17 protein-coding genes and 1 tRNA gene are annotated in these 17,830 nt (G+C 59.4%); 10 read left to right on the forward strand and 8 right to left on the reverse strand.

The features are described 5' to 3' along the window. Positions 1-8: 8 nt before the first annotated feature. Positions 9-1,454 carry a deoxyribodipyrimidine photo-lyase gene (gene phrB / locus DBP26_RS19200; protein ID WP_108239091.1) on the forward strand — a complete coding sequence of 482 codons (1,446 nt, stop codon included), beginning with the start codon at positions 9-11 and terminating at the stop codon, positions 1,452-1,454. Then, positions 1,447-1,872, forward strand: coding sequence for a nuclear transport factor 2 family protein (locus DBP26_RS19205; RefSeq protein WP_108239090.1), 426 nt, complete (start codon positions 1,447-1,449; stop codon positions 1,870-1,872). Before phrB ends, DBP26_RS19205 begins: the two co-directional genes overlap by 8 nt. Positions 1,873-2,046: 174 nt before the next feature. Here the strand turns inward: DBP26_RS19205 and DBP26_RS19210 are convergent, their stop codons facing one another. The 6 genes from DBP26_RS19210 to hemA all read right to left on the reverse strand — a co-directional run bounded on the left by DBP26_RS19210 (position 2,047) and on the right by hemA (position 7,431). After that, positions 2,047-2,565, reverse strand: a complete 519-nt coding sequence (locus DBP26_RS19210; protein WP_108239089.1) for an acyloxyacyl hydrolase — start codon at positions 2,563-2,565, stop codon at positions 2,047-2,049. 111 nt (positions 2,566-2,676) lie between these two features. Then, entirely contained in the window at positions 2,677-3,477 is an 801-nt protein-coding gene (murI, locus tag DBP26_RS19215; RefSeq protein WP_108239088.1) for a glutamate racemase, read from the reverse strand. A gap of 14 nt (positions 3,478-3,491) precedes the next feature. Next, a complete protein-coding gene (locus DBP26_RS19220; RefSeq protein ID WP_108239087.1) occupies positions 3,492-4,247 on the reverse strand; it encodes a molybdopterin-synthase adenylyltransferase MoeB in 756 nt (251 codons plus the stop codon). Then, positions 4,241-5,074: a peptide chain release factor N(5)-glutamine methyltransferase gene (gene prmC / locus DBP26_RS19225; protein WP_108239086.1), complete on the reverse strand. Its 834-nt coding sequence runs from the start codon at positions 5,072-5,074 to the stop codon at positions 4,241-4,243. Before prmC ends, DBP26_RS19220 begins: the two co-directional genes overlap by 7 nt. Further along, positions 5,075-6,157, reverse strand: a complete 1,083-nt coding sequence (gene prfA / locus DBP26_RS19230; RefSeq protein WP_108239085.1) for a peptide chain release factor 1 — start codon at positions 6,155-6,157, stop codon at positions 5,075-5,077. Further along, positions 6,154-7,431 (reverse strand): glutamyl-tRNA reductase, encoded by a 1,278-nt coding sequence (gene hemA / locus DBP26_RS19235; protein WP_108239084.1) that lies wholly within the window; start codon positions 7,429-7,431, stop codon positions 6,154-6,156. The genes prfA and hemA overlap by 4 nt, the downstream gene beginning before the upstream one ends. Positions 7,432-7,688: 257 nt before the next feature. Between hemA and DBP26_RS19240 the strand changes: the two genes are divergently transcribed. The 8 genes from DBP26_RS19240 to ychF all read left to right on the forward strand — a co-directional run bounded on the left by DBP26_RS19240 (position 7,689) and on the right by ychF (position 14,515). After that, the gene (locus DBP26_RS19240) at positions 7,689-9,416 is read left to right on the forward strand and encodes a tetratricopeptide repeat protein (protein ID WP_108239083.1); all 1,728 of its coding nucleotides are present in this window, start codon (positions 7,689-7,691) and stop codon (positions 9,414-9,416) included. A gap of 3 nt (positions 9,417-9,419) precedes the next feature. Beyond that, complete coding sequence (lolB, locus tag DBP26_RS19245) at positions 9,420-10,037, forward strand: lipoprotein insertase outer membrane protein LolB (protein WP_108239082.1); 618 nt, start codon at positions 9,420-9,422, stop codon at positions 10,035-10,037. A 1-nt stretch (position 10,038) separates the two neighbouring features. Beyond that, positions 10,039-10,890 carry a 4-(cytidine 5'-diphospho)-2-C-methyl-D-erythritol kinase gene (gene ispE, locus DBP26_RS19250; protein WP_108239081.1) on the forward strand — a complete coding sequence of 284 codons (852 nt, stop codon included), beginning with the start codon at positions 10,039-10,041 and terminating at the stop codon, positions 10,888-10,890. A gap of 36 nt (positions 10,891-10,926) precedes the next feature. Beyond that, positions 10,927-11,001: transfer RNA gene (locus DBP26_RS19255), tRNA-Gln, on the forward strand. A gap of 47 nt (positions 11,002-11,048) precedes the next feature. Continuing rightward, complete coding sequence (locus DBP26_RS19260; protein ID WP_093462390.1) at positions 11,049-11,990, forward strand: ribose-phosphate pyrophosphokinase; 942 nt, start codon at positions 11,049-11,051, stop codon at positions 11,988-11,990. A gap of 139 nt (positions 11,991-12,129) precedes the next feature. Continuing rightward, positions 12,130-12,735: a 50S ribosomal protein L25/general stress protein Ctc gene (locus DBP26_RS19265; RefSeq protein WP_108239080.1), complete on the forward strand. Its 606-nt coding sequence runs from the start codon at positions 12,130-12,132 to the stop codon at positions 12,733-12,735. A 73-nt stretch (positions 12,736-12,808) separates the two neighbouring features. Continuing rightward, on the forward strand, positions 12,809-13,393 hold the full coding sequence (pth, locus tag DBP26_RS19270) for an aminoacyl-tRNA hydrolase (protein ID WP_108239079.1): 585 nt from the start codon (positions 12,809-12,811) through the stop codon (positions 13,391-13,393). Positions 13,394-13,414: 21 nt separating this feature from the next. Beyond that, a complete protein-coding gene (ychF, locus tag DBP26_RS19275; RefSeq protein WP_108239078.1) occupies positions 13,415-14,515 on the forward strand; it encodes a redox-regulated ATPase YchF in 1,101 nt (366 codons plus the stop codon). A gap of 51 nt (positions 14,516-14,566) precedes the next feature. On the opposite strand, the gene DBP26_RS19280 is transcribed toward ychF, so the two are convergent. Together DBP26_RS19280 and DBP26_RS19285 are read right to left on the reverse strand one after the other, a co-directional pair. Continuing rightward, a complete protein-coding gene (locus DBP26_RS19280) occupies positions 14,567-15,226 on the reverse strand; it encodes a class I SAM-dependent methyltransferase (protein ID WP_108239077.1) in 660 nt (219 codons plus the stop codon). Between the two features lie 164 nt (positions 15,227-15,390). Continuing rightward, positions 15,391-17,448 (reverse strand): methyl-accepting chemotaxis protein, encoded by a 2,058-nt coding sequence (locus tag DBP26_RS19285; protein ID WP_108239076.1) that lies wholly within the window; start codon positions 17,446-17,448, stop codon positions 15,391-15,393. Positions 17,449-17,830: the final 382 nt, after the last annotated feature.

Raw genomic sequence — 17,830 nt, forward strand, 5'->3', positions numbered from 1 at the left:
GAGCGACCATGCAATTGTTCTGGCTGCGCACCGATCTGCGTACACATGACAATACGGCACTGAATGCTGCAATGAAGCAAGGTCCGACCGTTGCTGCATTCATGATCAGCCCGGAACAATGGCGCCGCCACGACGAGGCTTCATGCAAGGTGGATTTCTGGCTGCGTAATCTGGCGGTGCTGAAGGACAGCCTGAAGGCGTTGAACATACCGCTGCTCATCGTGAATGCCGACACCTGGGATAAGGCCCCGCAAGCCTTGCTGGAGTTATGCCAGACCCACGGAATCGAACACGTGCACGTCAATGAAGAATACGGGGTCAATGAGGAAAAACGCGATAAGGCCGTCGAAGCGATGCTGGACAAACACGGCATTGGCTTCGATCGCTACCTGGACCAGTTGCTCTTCAAGCCCGGCAGTGTGCTGACCAAAAGTGGCAATTACTTCAAGGTCTATACCCAGTTCCGCAAGGTCTGCTACGAGCGTCTGCACCACTCAATCCCCTCGGTCGCCAGGCTGCACAAGCCACAGGCGGCGGTGCGCATCAAGAGCGACGACATCCCGAAGCAGGTGAAAGGGTTCAAGCAGCCCTCCGAGGCGCTGCGCAACCGCTGGCCGGCTGGAGAGGACGAAGCGCGCAAGCGGCTGGCGCAGTTCACCGACGATCAAGTGCATCATTACGAGGACGAGCGCGACTTCCCCGCTCGCCCAGGCACCAGCCAGTTGTCAGCGTATCTCGCGGCGGGTGTGGTGTCTGCGCGGCAGTGCCTGCACGCTGCACTGAGCAGCAATAATGGCGAGTTCGAGACCGGCAACGTCGGTGCCGTGACCTGGATCAATGAGCTGTTATGGCGTGAGTTCTATAAACACGTACTGGTGGGTTTCCCTCGGGTGTCCCGCCACAGGGCCTTCCGGCCGGAAACCGAGGCGTTGAAATGGCGTCACGCACCCAAGGACCTCCAGGCCTGGCAAGAAGGGCGTACCGGGCTGCCCATCGTCGATGCAGCAATGCGTCAGTTGTTGGAGACCGGTTGGATGCACAACCGCCTGCGCATGATCACGGCGATGTTCCTGACCAAAAACCTGCTGATCGACTGGCGGGAAGGTGAGCGCTTCTTCATGCAGCACCTGATCGACGGGGATCTGGCGGCCAATAACGGCGGATGGCAGTGGAGCTCGTCGACTGGTACGGACTCTTCACCCTACTTCCGCATTTTCAACCCGATCAGCCAGTCCGAACGCTTCGACCCCCAGGGTGTGTTCATCAAGCAGTGGGTGCCGGAACTGAGTGAGCTGAACAAACGCGACATTCATGATCCCTCGGCGCTGAGCGGGCTGTTTGGGGTCGAGGGCTACCCCTCCCCCATCGTGGATTTGAAAGCGAGCCGCGAGCGAGCGCTTGCAGCATTCAAGTCTCTGCCTCACCGCCATGCGGAGGCGCTTGATCATGAGTGAATTTCTGCGTGATCACACTCGGCGCTTCGCCGCTCTGACCAAAGACAATCTGGACCTTCTCGACGAGCTGTACAGCGACGACATCGCGTTTACCGATCCGCTGCATGAGGTTCATGGCCTTCCAGGCCTGCGGGAGTATTTCACCGGGCTTTACGCGACCATGGGCGATCGTCGCTTCGAGTTCCATGCGTTCGATCAGGTCCGGGATGGCAAGGGCTATGTCCGCTGGACCATGACTTATCAGCATCCACGCCTCAATCAAGGTGCCATGATTTCGGTCAGCGGTTGCTCACACTTGCTGTGGACCGATAACAAGGTCTTCCAGCATCGGGATTACTTCGACGCAGGAGCGCTGTTCTACGAGCACTTGCCGGTGATGGGCAGGATGGTTGGCTGGTTCAAGAGGCGGCTGAGATGAAAGCCAACGTTGCTGAAATGCGCTTCGGCTTCAATGTCGAGGGGAGAAATCAAGACAGTCTGACTTGATCTATCACCGTGGGAGCGAACTGATGCACGAGAGGCAGGCTGCCTTCACGCGAATGCATTCGCTCCCACAGATTCCGCAGCAGATGGCCTGCAGAGGATTACAGACTTAGAACGGCATGGTGTAGTGAACCGCGTAGCTCTCGATGCCGTCGTTGTCGCTGGTCAGGCCACCGTTGGAGTAGTGAGTGGCACGCAGGCCCACTTCATGACCACCGGCAAAGCGCAGGCCGAAGCCGATACGGTCTTCGAACTGGAATGCGCTACCCAGTTTGTTGCCTTCGACTTCAGTGCGCTGGAAGACCGCCGCACCGATACCCGCTTCGATATAAGGTTTGACGCTGTCTCCGGCAAACTCATAAACGAACACCGGGGAGAACGAAAGGCTGTTATTGCTCGCGTTCTTGTCGCCTTCCCAATGGGTATAGGCGCCGCTCCAATAACCGGTCAGACGACCGACGCCGGTTTGCCACCAGCTTTTATCCCAATCAAATTGCGCGCCCAGACGATAGGTCATCGTCGATTCCCCGGTATGACCTACCGAGAACTCGACGCCATCGGCTTGAGCGATAGCGCTTTGCCCCGTTAATGCAGCCGCAATCGCAGCCAAACAAAACAGTCGCTTCATTTGAAACATCCTATTTTCGAACGCCGTTAGAAATTTTTGTATCAACAGAGAGCTGTAGAAATCCGTCGGTGAACATAAGTTCAGCCGAAACCAGTCCAATTCACGTTTTTTTCACGAAGCGAAGAATCTCACACTGTCAGATTTTTTCCATAGCATCGGTAGGATGTTTCTGAAATTTTCTGGACTTCCACTCGTCCAGAACTGGGTTTCCCGCGCATTGGCCGACGAAAGGAGATCATGCTGACTCAACAGGCGTTGCAACTGGCGCGCTACAGCGGCACCCGTATCGATCAGCGTGATCGACATCGGAATCATGTCCCGCAAAAGAGGCTTAAGGAAAGGGTAGTGGGTACAGCCCAATATGATCGTGTCACACCCGGCTTCCAGCAGGGGCTGGACATAACCCCACAACAGCTGGCGAATGGCAGGGCTGAGCAGGTCGCCTGTTTCGATCAACTCTACCAACCCAGGACAGGGCTGGGTCACCACGCGTACGTCAGCAGCGAAGCGGTCCAGTAACGCGGCGAATTTGGCGCTTTGGAGTGTGCCGGTGGTCGCCAGGACGCCCACCACACCAGTCTGGGTCGCCGCTGCCGCGGGTTTTACAGCCGGCTCCATGCCGACCAGCGGCCAGTCGGGATAACGCTCGCGAAGATCGGCCACACCAGCGACCGTGGCCGTATTGCACGCGATCACCAAGGCTTTGGCGCCCTGCTCGCGGAAAAACTCCGCCATCGTCACGCAACGCTGACGGATGAACTCCGGCGATTTTTCGCCATAGGGGATATGGCCGCAGTCGGCGACATAAAGCAGCGATTCGTGAGGCAGCAAGCGATGAATCTCGCCTAGCACCGAGAGCCCGCCTACACCCGAATCGAAAACCCCCACAGGGGCGTCGTTGCCCCTAGCCATGTTCAAGCGTTCTATCATTCATGGGCAGTACCACATACGCTGCAGCCCGGATCGCGTTTCACCTTGAGTTCGCGGAATCGCGTGCCCAACGCATCGATCAACAGCAGACGACCCACGAGGGGCTCACCGAAACCGGCCAGCAGTTTCAAGCCCTCCAACGCTTGTAGACTGCCGACCAAGCCGACGAGCGGGCCGATGACGCCGGCTTCGCTGCACGTCAATTCGCTGTCGTTGCCGTGCCCATAAAGGCAGTGATAGCAGGGACTCTCGGCGCGGCGCGAATCGAACACCGACAGTTGCCCCTCGAGGCGGATAGCCGCACCGCTGACCAGCGGCTTACCCGCCGCCACGCACGCCGCATTCACGGCTTCGCGGGTGGTGAAGTTGTCGGAACAGTCGAGCACCAGATCCACGGCCGCGACGGCAGCCGCGAGGGAATCATCATCCAGTGCCGAACGGTGTGGTACCAGCGTAACGTCGGGGTTGATTGCCTTCAGTCGCGCGATGGCGGAATCTACCTTGGCCAGGCCGACGCTCGCGGTGTCGTGAATGATCTGCCGTTGCAGGTTGGTCAGGTCCACCGTATCGAAGTCAGCCAGATGAAGCTCACCGACGCCGGCCGCAGCCAGATAAAGCGCCACGGGAGAACCCAATCCGCCGACGCCCACGACCAATGCACGGCTGCGTTTGAGGCGCAACTGGCCGTCGATGTCGACCTGTTGCAAAAGAATCTGCCGGCTGTAACGCAGCAGTTCTTCGTCAGTCAGCACGGCACACGTCCGAACGTGATGCGCTCGTGCTCGCCGAGGTCACGACGGGTTTGAATCTGCTCGAAGCCTTGCTCGTTCAACAACTCGCGCACTGCCGAACCCTGGTCGTAGCCATGCTCCAGCAACAACCAGCCGCCGGGCTCCAGATGCAGCGGCGCCTGAGCGACGATCAAACGCAAATCATCCAGCCCGTCGGCACCTGAGGTCAGTGCACTGCTGGGCTCGAAGCGCACATCACCCTGCGCCAAATGCGGATCGTTGTCTGCGATGTACGGCGGGTTACTCAAGATCAGATCGAAACGCTGGCCTTCGACGGCGCTGAACCAGTGGCTTTCCAGCACCTGCGCGTTATCCAGGTGCAGACGCCGACGGTTGCGCTCGGCCAGCTCAACGGCTTCCGCGACCCGGTCCACAGCCGTCACCTGCCACTGCGGCCGGTCTTTGGCCAAGGACAGCGCAATGGCGCCGGTTCCCGTGCCCAGGTCCAGAAGGCGATGCGGGATCGGCCCTGGCAACAGTTCCAGCGCGGTTTCGACCAGCATTTCAGTTTCCGGCCGGGGGATGAGGGTATGGGTCGCTACTTCAAGGTCGATGCTCCAGAAACCCTGCTGGCCAAGGATGTAGGCCACCGGCTCGCCTGTGCGGCGACGCTCGAGGTAGCGATCGAACACTTGGGCAGCCTCGGTACTGACAATGCGTTCCGGCCAGGTATGCAAAAAGCTGCGCGGCTTGCCCAGGGCAGCCGCCAACAGCAGTTCGGCATCCAAACGGGCTGTCGGCGAATCCGGCAACTCGGCACTTCTTAACAAGCTGGCGATGATGGTCATTTACTCACCCAATGCCGCAAGTTGATCTGCCTGATACTCGGCAAGCAGCGGTTCTATCACTGCATCGACCCCACCCGCCAAAACTTCATCCAGCGAATACAGCGTGAGGTTGATGCGATGGTCCGTCACCCGCCCCTGGGGGAAGTTGTAGGTCCGAATGCGTTCGGAACGGTCACCCGAACCGACCAGCAACTTGCGCTCACTGGCGATGGCACTGGCCGCTGCAGCCGTCTGTTGGTCGTTCAGCTTGGCCGACAACCACGCCATGGCCCGGGCCCGGTTCTTGTGCTGGGAGCGTTCTTCCTGACACTCCACGACGATGCCGGTCGGCAAGTGCGTGATGCGAATGGCCGAATCGGTCTTGTTGACGTGCTGACCACCGGCGCCCGAAGAGCGGTAGGTGTCGATGCGCAGATCGGCCGGATTGATCTCGATGGCCTGCTGCTCATCAGGCTCAGGCAATACGGCGACCGTACAGGCCGAGGTGTGAATCCGCCCCTGAGATTCGGTCTCGGGTACGCGTTGGACACGGTGCGCGCCGGACTCGAACTTCAGCTTGCCGTAGACGTTCTCGCCTTCGACCCGCGCGATGACCTCTTTGAACCCACCGTGCTCGCCTTCGCTTTCGGAAAGAATTTCCACCCGCCAGCCACGCCGCTCTGCGTAGCGCGAGTACATGCGGAACAGGTCGCCGGAGAAAATCGCCGCCTCGTCACCGCCGGTACCCGCGCGGATTTCCAGAAAGATGTTACGACCGTCATTGGGGTCCTTGGGCAGCAGCATTTTTTGCAGCTCGCTTTCCAGTACCGCCAACTGCTCCTTGGCCTCGCGCACTTCCTCGACGGCCATCTCGCGCATGTCCGGGTCACTGTCCTTGAGCAATGCCTGAGCACCCTCGAGGCCGGCCTGGACCTTTTTCAGCCGCGAGTAGGCCTGAATCACAGGCTCGACTTCCGCATATTCGCGGGAATAGGCGCGAAACTGGGTCTGATCGGAAATGACTTCGGCGTCGCCCAGCAACGCAGTCAGTTCTTCGAAACGGTCGCTGAGCACATCCAGCTTATTAAGCAGTGAAGCTTTCATTGCGTGGGTTTATCCGTGGCACCCTCATGGAGGGCAAAGAGTTCCTGGGCCATGGCCAACGCATCGACGCGGCCTTCGGCAGACAGCTTTTTGAGTTGCACGCTGGGTGCGTGCATCAGTTTATTCGTAAGGCCCCGAGCCAGCGCCATCAACACCTCTTCAGCATTGCCGCCATTGGCGAGCATGCGTTGCGCCTTTTGCAACTCTTCATCGCGCAGGCGCTCGCTTTGCTGACGGTAGGCCTTGAGCACATCGACGGCCGCCAACTCCCGCAGCCGCGACATGAAATCATCGACGCCCAGCGTCACCAGTTCCTCGGCAGCCTGGGCCGCACCCTGACGACTCTTGAGGTTTTCCGCGACGACTTCGTGCAGGTCGTCCACGGTGTACAGGTACACGTCGTCGAGCTCGCCCACCTCCGGTTCGATGTCGCGCGGGACGGCGATATCGACCATGAAAATCGGCTTGTGCTTGCGCAGCTTCAGAGCGCTCTCCACGGCACCCTTGCCCAGAATCGGCAACTGGCTGGCGGTGGAGCTGATGACGATGTCGCTGTTGACCAGTTCGGCTGGAATATCGGCCAACAGCACCGCGTGGGCACCGAACTCTTCAGCCAGAATATTCGCCCGTTCCAGCGTGCGATTGGCTACCACGATACGCTTCACGCCCAGGTCGTGCAGGTGGCGGGCGACCAGCGTGATGGTCTCGCCCGCCCCGATCAGCAGCGCCTGGCTACGCTGTAGGTCACTGAAAATCTGCTTGGCCAGACTGACCGCAGCGAACGCCACGGAGACCGGGTTCTCGCCGATGGCTGTGTCGGTGCGTACCTGTTTGGCGGCGCTGAAAGTCGCCTGAAACAGCCGCCCCAGTAATGGACCGATGGTTCCGGCTTCCCGTGCCACCGCGTAGGCGGATTTCATCTGCCCGAGAATCTGCGGCTCGCCCAGCACCAGCGAATCCAGCCCGGAGGCCACGCGCATCATGTGCCGCACCGCCGCATCATCCTCGTGCACATACGCGCTGGCGCGCAGGTCTTCGATGTTGAGGTGGTGGTAATCGGCCAGCCAGCGCAACACGACATCCGCTGCAACCGAATCCTGCTCTATATAAAGCTCACTGCGATTGCAGGTCGAGAGGATGGCAGCCTCTCGACTCTGGGTCAGGCGGCAGAGTTGCTGCAACGCCTCGACCAACTGCTCAGGCGTAAATGCCACGCGCTCGCGGACATCCACGGATGCAGTCTTATGGTTGATACCCAGAGCAAGAAAGGCCATTCAAGGTCGCTGATGGTGACGTGAGCCGGCAATTGTCCTACTTCAATAGATTCAGAACAACCACCGTAATACGTCCAGAACGTCCGGAGCCGACTATTGTCCCTATAGAGACCCGCCACACGACGCGACCCCTGCGACAAATTGTCCAGGCGCAGGCTGTAAAACGCGGGTCTTTAGTTTTCAGTCGGGCTGTGGGTTTGCTCCCTGCCTTGTGTCATGATGTTTTCAAACCGCAGGTAAGCCGCCCTCTCGTCTATATGAATAAATCCTCCGCGTTATTCCTTGCCTTTGTCGTACTTGGTGGCTGTCAGTCGACGCCCCCCGCTTCAACGGAGCCCGCCGCTCCGGCGAAGGAGGCGACGCCCGCGCCTGATGCCAAGCCGAAGGTGTATGGTTCGCTCACTCAGGAAACGGTCGTCGCCCTGTTGACGGCCGAACTGGCCGGCCAGCGCAATCGTTTCGACATTGCGCTGGATAATTACGTGACGCAGGCGATCCAGACCCAGGACCCGGGGATTTCCGAGCGCGCATTCCGTATTGCCGAATACCTGGGCGCCGATCAGGCCGCGCTGGATACCTCCATGCTGTGGGCCAAGAACGACCCGGCAAATCTTGAAGCGCAACGGGCCGCTGCCATCCAGTTGGCCCGTGCAGGTCGCTACGACGACTCCATGCGCTACATGGAGAAAGTGCTCCAGGGTCAAGGCGACACGCATTTTGATTTCCTCGCCTTGTCGGCTGCGGAAACCGACTCCAACACACGCAAAGGCCTGCTTGCCAGCTTTGATCGGCTGTTAGCCAAGTACCCGAAAAACGGGCAATTGATCTTTGGCAAAGCGCTGCTGCTGCAACAGGAAGGCGACAGCGCCGCGTCGCTGAAACTGTTGGAGGACAATCCTCCCGGGGAAGGCGAAGTCGCGCCGATTCTGCTGCGCGCGCGGCTGCTGCAAAGCATGAACCGGGGCAAGGAAGCGATGCCCCTGCTGGAAAAAAGCATCAAGAAATACCCCGACGACAAACGCCTGCGCCTGACGTACGCGCGGATGCTCGTCGAGCAGAACCGCATGGAAGACGCCAAAGTGCAGTTCTCCAGCCTCGTCCAGCAATACCCGGATGATGACGAGCTGCGTTACTCATTGGCTCTGGTCTGCCTGGAAAACAAGGCGTGGGATGAAGCTCAAGGCTATCTGGAAGATCTGATTGCCCGGGGCAGCCATGTCGATTCGGCCCACGTCAACCTGGGGCGCATCTACGAGGAACGCAATGACCCACAAAATGCGTTGAACGAGTACAGCCAGGTCGGCCCAGGCAATGACTACCTGCCCGCACAACTGCGCCAGGCAGACATTCTGGTCAGCAACGGCAACTCCGCCGAAGCGTCGAAGCGCCTTGCCCAGGCCCGCGCCGACCAACCTGATTACACCATCCAGCTGTACCTCATCGAAGCGGAAACCCTGACCAATAACAACCAGAGCGACCGTGGCTGGCAAGTGTTGAGTCAGGCGCTCAAACAGTACCCGGACGACCTGAACTTGCTGTACACCCGGGCAATGCTGGCGGAAAAGCGCGACGATCTGAAGCAAATGGAGACTGACCTGCGGGCAATTCTCAAACGCGAACCGGACAATGCCATGGCATTGAACGCCCTGGGGTACACCCTGTCCGACCGCACCACCCGCTACGCCGAGGCCAAAGAACTGATCGAGCGCGCTCATCAGCTCAACCCCGATGACCCCGCCGTGCTCGACAGCCTGGGCTGGGTCAATTATCGGCTGGGTAACCTCGACGAAGCCGAGCGCCTGCTGCGCGAAGCCCTGGAGCGCTACCCCGACCATGAAGTCGCCGCGCATTTGGGCGAAGTTCTGTGGGCCAAAGGCCAACAGCGTGAAGCACGCAAAGTGTGGGGCAAAGCCCTTGAACAGCAACCTGACAGCCCGGTCTTGCGCAGCACCCTCAAGCGCCTGACCGGGTCCGAGACCCTTTGATTTATGTTATCGCGCCACATCATCGTATTCAGCCTGATCGCCCTGCTCGCCGGTTGTGCGGGCATCACTTCCCGGGAGGCCGTGCAGGGCACGGGCGACGCCAACCAATGGAAGGCCAACAAGGAGCGGCTCGCCAGCCTCGACGGCTGGGAAATCAATGGCAAGGTCGGCATCCGCGCACCCAAGGACTCCGGCAGCGGCACCTTGTACTGGCTGCAACGCCAGGACTACTACGACATTCGCCTTTCCGGTCCGCTGGGCCGCGGGGCCGCGCGCCTGACCGGACGCCCCGGCGCGGTATCCCTTGAGGTCGCCAATCAGGGCCGGTATGACGCGCCCGACCCGGAAACCCTGCTTAAAGATCAACTCGGCTGGAAGCTGCCCGTATCGCACCTGGTCTGGTGGGTTCGCGGACTCCCCGCCCCGGAAACAAAAAGCAAGTTGACGCTGGACGGCAACAGTCGCCTTTCGGGCCTCGAGCAGGACGGCTGGCAGATCGAATACCTCAGCTACGCCGAACAGAACGGCTACTGGCTTCCGGAGCGGATGAAGCTGCACGGTCAAGATCTGGATGTCACGCTGGTCATTAAAGATTGGCAGCCACGCAAGTTGGGGCAGTGACATGCCCCAGCCACACCTGACGCTGCCCGCCCCTGCCAAGTTGAACCTGATGCTGCACATTCTTGGCCGCCGCCCCGACGGTTATCATGAGTTGCAGACCCTGTTCCAGTTTCTCGACTACGGTGATGAACTGGAATTTGCGCTGCGCGAAGACGGCGAAATCCGACTTCAGACGGAAATCCCGGACGTCCCCCATGACAGCAATCTGATCGTCAAGGCCGCACGCGCGCTCAAAGCGCAATCCAATTGCTCACTCGGCGCCGACATCTGGCTGAAGAAAGTGCTGCCCATGGGCGGTGGCATCGGCGGCGGAAGTTCGGACGCGGCGACCACACTGGTCGGCCTGAACCACCTCTGGCAACTGGGTTGGGACGAAGATCGGCTCGCGGCCCTGGGTTTGAAGCTGGGCGCCGACGTGCCGGTTTTCGTGCGCGGGCACGCCGCCTTTGCCGAAGGTGTAGGTGAAATACTCACCCCAGTGGACCCTGAAGAACCGTGGTACGTGGTGCTGGTGCCGCAAGTCTCTGTAAGTACAGCAGAAATTTTTTCAGATCCCCTGTTGACACGTGACACGCCGCCCATTAAAGTGCGCCCCGTTCCCAAGGGAAACAGTCGAAATGACTGCTTACCGGTTGTAGCAAGGCGTTACCCAGAAGTTCGTAATGCTTTGAATTTGCTAGGTAAATACACCGACGCAAAATTAACCGGGACTGGAAGTTGTGTGTTTGGGGCCTTCCCAAGCAAAGCTGAAGCTGATAAAGTCTCGGCCCTTCTTACAGAGACCCTTACAGGGTTTGTAGCAAAAGGCAGCAACGTTTCGATGTTGCACCGCAAGTTACAAGCACTGCTCTAAGAGAACCGAATGCCAGGCATTCGTTGCAACAGATACAGGGGCGTCGCCAAGCGGTAAGGCAGCAGGTTTTGATCCTGCCATGCGTTGGTTCGAATCCAGCCGCCCCTGCCATTTTCCTATAGCCATCCAGGCATACCCTAATACATCAGGTACTGCGCGTGTCCAAGATGATGGTCTTCACGGGGAACGCTAACCCCGATCTGGCTCGGCGCGTTGTTCGTCAGCTGCATATCCCTCTCGGTGACATCTCTGTCGGTAAGTTTTCCGACGGCGAGATTACGGCCGAGATCAATGAAAACGTTCGCGGTAAAGACGTCTTCATCATTCAGCCGACCTGCGCTCCGACCAACGATAACCTGATGGAACTCGTCGTGATGGCTGATGCCTTCCGTCGTTCCTCGGCGACTCGTATCACCGCTGTGATCCCTTATTTTGGTTATGCCCGTCAGGACCGCCGTCCGCGCTCCGCTCGAGTAGCCATCAGCGCCAAGGTAGTCGCAGACATGCTCACCGTGGTGGGCATCGACCGCGTATTGACCGTCGACCTGCACGCCGACCAGATCCAGGGCTTCTTCGATATACCGGTAGATAACATCTACGGCTCCCCGGTACTGGTGGATGACATCGAAGACCAACGCTTCGAGAACCTGATGATCGTTTCCCCGGATATCGGTGGCGTCGTGCGCGCACGGGCTGTCGCCAAATCCCTGGGCGTGGATCTGGGCATCATCGACAAGCGTCGCGAGAAGGCCAATCACTCCGAAGTGATGCACATCATCGGCGACGTCGAAGGTCGGACCTGCATTCTGGTCGACGACATGGTCGATACCGCCGGCACCCTGTGCCATGCGGCCAAGGCGCTGAAAGAGCACGGCGCTGCCAAGGTCTTCGCCTATTGCACACACCCTGTGCTGTCGGGTCGCGCGATCGAAAACATTGAGAATTCCGTGCTGGACGAATTGGTGGTGACCAACACCATTCCGTTGTCCGCTGCAGCACAAGCCTGTGACCGTATCCGTCAACTGGATATCGCACCGGTAGTGGCCGAAGCGGTTCGCCGCATCAGCAACGAAGAATCGATCAGCGCGATGTTCCGCTAAGGGCCCTGCCCTTTCGAACATCCGTTGACGAAAAGCGCCCCGCCCCAGCAGCTTCTGTTGGGGCGGGGCTTTTTTGCCCATATCGGGTTTGGCGCTGGTCGCAAACGTCACCCGAAGATGGCTATTTTGGAGATACAAAATGACTGACTTTACTCTGAACGCCCAAGCGCGTACTGACCTGGGGAAAGGTGCGAGCCGCCGCCTGCGTCACTCCGCCAGCATCCCTGCCGTCGTTTACGGCGGTAACAAAGACGCGCAATCCCTGACCATCGTGGCCAAGGAAATCGCCAAACTGTTCGATAACGAAGCGGCCTTCAGCCACGTGATCGAACTGAACGTTGACGGCGCCAAGCAAAACGTCATCGTCAAAGCGCTGCAGCGTCACCCTGCCAAGCAGTTCATCATGCACGCCGACTTCATCCGTGTCGTCGCTGGCCAGAAGCTGACTGCCAAGGTTCCGGTTCACTTCATCAACGAAGAAGCTCCGGTCAAGAAAGGCGGCGAAGTTTCCCACGTAGAAAACGAAATCGAAGTTTCCTGCGAAGCCAAAGACCTGCCTGAGTTCATCGAAGTTGACCTGGCCAAAGCTGAAATCGGCACCATCATTCACCTGTCGGACCTGAAAGCTCCGAAAGGCGTTGAGTTCGTGGCCCTGGCCCACGGTGACGACAAAGCAGTTGCCAACGTTCACGCGCCACGCATTTCTGCTGAAGCCGCTGACGAAGCTGAAGGCGCTGCCGAGTAATTCACTCGCACGCTGGTTGCAGGGGCGACGGTACTGGGTACCGTTGCCCTCAACCCAAGGAAGAGCCCCTGACGTGACCGCCATACAACTGATCGTCGGCCTGGGAAACCCCGGCCCCGAATACGAACAGACCCGGCATAACGCGGGGGCTCTTTTCGTTGAGCGCATTGCCAGTGCCCAGCGAGTCAACCTGACCGCTGATCGCAAATATTTCGGCTTGACGGCTAAATTCAGCCATCAAGGCCATGACGTTCGTCTGTTGATCCCGACCACTTACATGAATCGCAGTGGCCAATCCGTTGCCGCCCTGGCGGGTTTCTTCCGGATTCCCCCTGCGGCCATCCTGGTGGCCCACGACGAACTCGATCTGCCTCCCGGCGTCGCCAAACTCAAACTGGGTGGCGGGCACGGCGGGCATAACGGCCTGCGCGACATCATCGCGCAGCTCGGCAACCAGAACGGCTTCCACCGCCTGCGGCTCGGCATTGGGCATCCAGGCGACGCCAAATTGGTCTCCAACTTCGTGCTGGGTCGTGCGCCACGCGCCGAACAGGAGAAGCTGGACGCCAGTATCGACTTTGCCCTCGGCGTGCTGCCGGACGTCCTCGCAGGCGACTTCGCCAAAGCGATGCGTGTCTTGCACAGCCAGAAGGCCTGACATCACTCGAGGGGAAACACCATGGGATTCAACTGCGGCATCGTCGGCCTGCCCAACGTCGGCAAGTCCACCCTGTTCAACGCCCTGACCAAATCTGGCATCGCGGCAGAGAACTTTCCCTTCTGCACCATCGAACCGAATAGCGGCATCGTGGCCATGCCCGATGCACGTCTGAATGCGCTGGCTGAAATCGTGAACCCCAAGCGCATCCTGCCGACCACCATGGAATTCGTCGACATCGCAGGCCTGGTCGCGGGCGCGTCCAAAGGCGAAGGGCTGGGCAACAAATTCCTCGCCAACATCCGCGAAACCGATGCGATCGCCCATGTCGTGCGCTGCTTCGAAGACGAAAACGTCATTCACGTCTCCAACAGCGTCGACCCGAAACGCGACATCGAAATCATCGATCTGGAACTGATCTTCGCGGATCTGGAGAGCTGCGAGAAGCAATTGCAGAAAGTCGCGCGCAACGCCAAGGGCGGCGACAAAGAGGCCGTGGCTCAGAAGGGCCTGCTAGAGCAGCTCATCGCGCACTTCACTGATGGCAAGCCAGCGCGCAGCCTCATGAAAGGCATGAGCGAGGAAGAGAAAGCCATCATCAAGGGCTTCCATCTGCTGACCACCAAACCCGTCATGTACATCGCCAACGTGGCCGAAGACGGGTTCGAAAACAATCCGCATCTGGACGTGGTGCGCGCAATTGCCGAAGAAGAAGGCGCGATGCTGGTACCGGTCTGCAACAAGATCGAAGCCGAAATCGCCGAACTCGATGACGGTGAAGAAAAGGACATGTTCCTCGAAGCCCTGGGCTTGGAAGAGCCGGGTCTGAATCGGGTGATTCGCGCGGGTTACGAGATGCTCAACCTTCAAACCTACTTCACCGCCGGTGTCGAAGAGGTGCGCGCCTGGACCGTGCGTGTTGGCGCCACAGCGCCCCAGGCCGCAGGCGTCATTCACACTGACTTCGAAAAAGGCTTCATCCGCGCAGAGTGCATTGCCTACAACGACTTCATTCAATACAAGGGCGAAGCGGGCGCCAAGGAAGCGGGCAAATGGCGCCTGGAAGGCAAGGATTACATCGTCAAGGACGGCGACGTGCTGCACTTCCGTTTCAACGTCTGATCCGGCGTCGCCTGTTGCACCGAAAGCCCCCATACCGGGGGCTTTTCCATTTCAGATGCCTATTGGCTGAGCCGCTCGGAACAACAGCACACATCCTTCACGCCTCAGCGTCACATCACTGAAATGCTCGCGCAGCTGCGTTTCGAACCCCGCCTCGGTGTCTTCGCGATTTCCGAAAATGCCTTTTTTGTTGTAGACCGCCATCAATTTCCGACCAAAGCCGTTGTGCCCGGCAGAATCCCCCAAAATCGTTGCGCCAAACAGGACTCCGCCTGGCTGAAGGTTGTGCTTGAGGTGGGCGAACACGGCTGATTTCGCCTCCAGTGGCCCTGGCAGGCAATGAAGCAGATAGAACAGGGAAATCGAATCAAACCGCTCGCCGCCCGGAATGGGTTTGAACACATCGTGCTGAATCGTTCGGGTCCCCGGGCGATTGATCCGACGTTTCGCGGCTTCCAGGCTGCTGGGGTTCAAATCCAGCAAGGTGACCTGCGTCTGTGAAGACAACTGCGCCTTCGCGAGGTAGTACCCCGTCCCCACTCCGATATCCAAATGGCGCGGCCGAACGTTGGCACGAAAGAACGGCAAAAGTACCGACTGGGTCCCACAGCGCCAGGCGAAACGATTAGAGACGCCCAGCACCCAGGCGTCATAAAGCGCGAGAGTCAGGGGTGAGTAGACCGCCGCACCCGCGGCACTGCTTTCGGTCATGAGAAGAGCCTTGAAAAAATGAGCGAGTGAGCGATAAAACCGACCCCCCACCTGTTTAGTCAAGGCTTTTCATCGACAAAACGTGACCTGCGTGGCTCCAACGTATCCATCGGCTGCGCCACGGGCCAGCCGCCAGCACCGAACGCGTATCAACACTCGCGGGCTTAGCCCAACTGGAATCGCGAAGTATTGTCGCTCAACGCCCGACTTCCCTTGCTCAGGGTGTCAGCGGCCTGATTGACCGCCCTTGCGCCATCGAGCAGGCGCCCGGCGGCCTGATCCACCTGCTGAATGTTGCCGCTGACCTCATCGGCGGTCGCTGCCTGTTCTTCCACGGCCGTGGCGATTTGCGCCAGGGTATCGGTCACGCGCTGGACCGCCCCCGCGATCTCGCCGAGCCGCTCGCCCAACCCCGTCACAGATTGAGCATCGGTCACTGCCTGACCACATGCGGCCTCCATCAGGCTGACGGCCTGACTGACGGTTGAGCGCAGGCTATCGACCGTGCCTGCAATCTGCGCAGTAGAGGCCTGAGTTCGTTGCGACAGGCTACGCACCTCATCGGCCACGACGGCAAAACCACGTCCCTGCTCGCCCGCTCGCGCAGCTTCGATGGCAGCGTTGAGCGCCAGCAGGTTCGTCTGTTCGGCAATCCCGCGAATGGTGTCGACGACGGACTGAATCTGCTGCCCCTGCTCACTGACCCTGCCAAGCGCATCGGCGGTGTCAGTCAAACGCTGGTTGAGCTGCTGAATGCTGGCCGTCGTCCGCTGGCTGTCGCGGCTGCTGTCCTCGGCAATGCGCCGCGTTTGCTGGGCGTTTCCGGAAGCCTCTTCGCAGCTTTTAGCGACGCCCATGGACGTGGCGGCCAGTTGAGTCGCCGCAGCGGCGATCTGGCTGATCTGCTGCTGTTGATCCTCGACCTCGTTCAGCGTGCTGCCTGATTGCGAATTGAGGGTAAGAACGGCAGACCCTAACTGTTGGGTTTCATGGTTAACCCCCAGCAGCGTGGTCCGCAACTGGACCACTGCGACGTTCAGCGCCTTGCTGATGGCGGCCAGCTCGTCACGCCCCTCGACAGCGACTTCCACGCACAAATTGCCATCGCGCAGCGATTCAGCCAGGGTAGTGATCCCCTTGGCGCTGCGGCGAATCGAAGCCTGGAGGCAAATGAACAGATACAGTGCAGCCAGCGCCAGGATGCCGAAGACCGCAGCCACGGGAATGAACTGTCTGATCGCCCGATCGTGGTAGTAATCCAGACGGCCGTCCAGTGACGTCAGGGACTGATTGCGCAAGGCGGCGAGCGCGTCGAGGGTGGTATCGACGCTGCGCTCGAAGGCCGAGGTGTCCAGTTTGATCGTGCCGCCGAACACACCCTCGTCCAGCGCTTTCAGCTCGCCATCCAGACGTTGGAGGCTGTCATTGTATTGGGCAAGCCAGGTTTCCATCCCTGGGTAGGCTTTGGCTTTGAGCGATGCTGCCGCCTTCACCAATTGATCACGGGCATCGGCGATCCGGCTGCGCAGATCACGCATCTGCAGACGGCTCTGCAATGAAAACTGTCCGGAGGCTACCGATGATTGCCCCACACTGGCCATGCGCCCGACACGCTCAATGAGATCGGGTGTCTGCTGCGTGGCGATCTGCATCAGCAGATAGGTTTCCAACCACGGATCGAGAATCAACCCGTTATCCATTGCAATTTGCTCGCGCAGGCTTTGGAGTGCGGTCAGGGCAGCCGTGAAGCGGTCGTACCCATCAGGCCACCAGCCGATAGTGCGAAGGGATTCGGAGTCCATGCCATGGACGGTCGCTTGCAAGGCCTGATATCGAGCCAGGGTGTCAGCGCTGGCCCGGTGCGCCTTCAACTGCTCGCCTAGGTCCGCTAGCGTCTTAGTGAGGACAGGACTCGCGGCATCCAGCGCCGCCATGGCGGCCTTCGCAGCCGGGGTGGGTTCATGAAGTATGTCCGCAGCTTTCCAACGGGCAGCGAGGTTGCGCTGAGCGGTGAGTTGGGCATCCAGGGCGTCGAGTGCCAGCAGTTGCCGTACCCCGGCCTGCTCTCCGGAAATGACGCTCAGCTTGTTGAGATAGTCCTGCCCGATCATCCACAGGCTTCCGGCCAAGGGAAGAATGAACAGAAAGAACAGCACTTGAAACTTGCGTGCAAAACCGAAGCGTCCGAGCAGACGAATTCCTGGCGACAAAAGACTTTGCATGACCGACGACTCCTCACGGACGACCCGCAACTGCAGCTTTTGACCGCAGCGGCTGCCGCCTCACATTCTTTACCGGCAAAATGCCATGTCTTTGTTTTAAAAACGACAACCGCCCGTCCCCTGTGTCGAAGACTGCGTCGCGGTTCTTCAAGCGATTCGCGCGCGAGAATGGTGATGCGCGCAATTAATGTGCAGTAAGCAAAAACCGGACCGATAGCCAGAAGCCATCTAAACGGGCATACGGCCACAAACGGTGCACTGCTTTTGCACGAAAATGAGGCAATTCCACTCACCAGGCGTCGCAAACTGTCACCGACGAGCTGATGACCGCGTATACCCAGGGGGAGCTAGAGAGCAGATCTCTAACCAATTGATCGCACGC

It is taken from the genome of Pseudomonas sp. RIT409 (assembly GCF_003052515.2).
Classification (GTDB): domain Bacteria; phylum Pseudomonadota; class Gammaproteobacteria; order Pseudomonadales; family Pseudomonadaceae; genus Aquipseudomonas.

Bases quoted from the DNA above. Each gene is read 5' to 3' on its own strand.
- DBP26_RS19285 (WP_108239076.1), bottom strand. From the start codon at position 17,448: ATGCAAAGTCTTTTGTCGCCAGGAATTCGTCTGCTCGGACGCTTCGGT.
- murI (WP_108239088.1), bottom strand. From the start codon at position 3,477: ATGGCTAGGGGCAACGACGCCCCTGTGGGGGTTTTCGATTCGGGTGTA.
- hemA (WP_108239084.1), bottom strand. From the start codon at position 7,431: ATGGCCTTTCTTGCTCTGGGTATCAACCATAAGACTGCATCCGTGGAT.
- DBP26_RS19240 (WP_108239083.1), top strand. From the start codon at position 7,689: ATGAATAAATCCTCCGCGTTATTCCTTGCCTTTGTCGTACTTGGTGGC.
- lolB (WP_108239082.1), top strand. From the start codon at position 9,420: ATGTTATCGCGCCACATCATCGTATTCAGCCTGATCGCCCTGCTCGCC.
- prfA (WP_108239085.1), bottom strand. From the start codon at position 6,157: ATGAAAGCTTCACTGCTTAATAAGCTGGATGTGCTCAGCGACCGTTTC.
- DBP26_RS19210 (WP_108239089.1), bottom strand. From the start codon at position 2,565: ATGAAGCGACTGTTTTGTTTGGCTGCGATTGCGGCTGCATTAACGGGG.
- ispE (WP_108239081.1), top strand. From the start codon at position 10,039: ATGCCCCAGCCACACCTGACGCTGCCCGCCCCTGCCAAGTTGAACCTG.
- phrB (WP_108239091.1), top strand. From the start codon at position 9: ATGCAATTGTTCTGGCTGCGCACCGATCTGCGTACACATGACAATACG.
- DBP26_RS19265 (WP_108239080.1), top strand. From the start codon at position 12,130: ATGACTGACTTTACTCTGAACGCCCAAGCGCGTACTGACCTGGGGAAA.
- DBP26_RS19205 (WP_108239090.1), top strand. From the start codon at position 1,447: ATGAGTGAATTTCTGCGTGATCACACTCGGCGCTTCGCCGCTCTGACC.
- DBP26_RS19280 (WP_108239077.1), bottom strand. From the start codon at position 15,226: ATGACCGAAAGCAGTGCCGCGGGTGCGGCGGTCTACTCACCCCTGACT.
- ychF (WP_108239078.1), top strand. From the start codon at position 13,415: ATGGGATTCAACTGCGGCATCGTCGGCCTGCCCAACGTCGGCAAGTCC.
- prmC (WP_108239086.1), bottom strand. From the start codon at position 5,074: ATGACCATCATCGCCAGCTTGTTAAGAAGTGCCGAGTTGCCGGATTCG.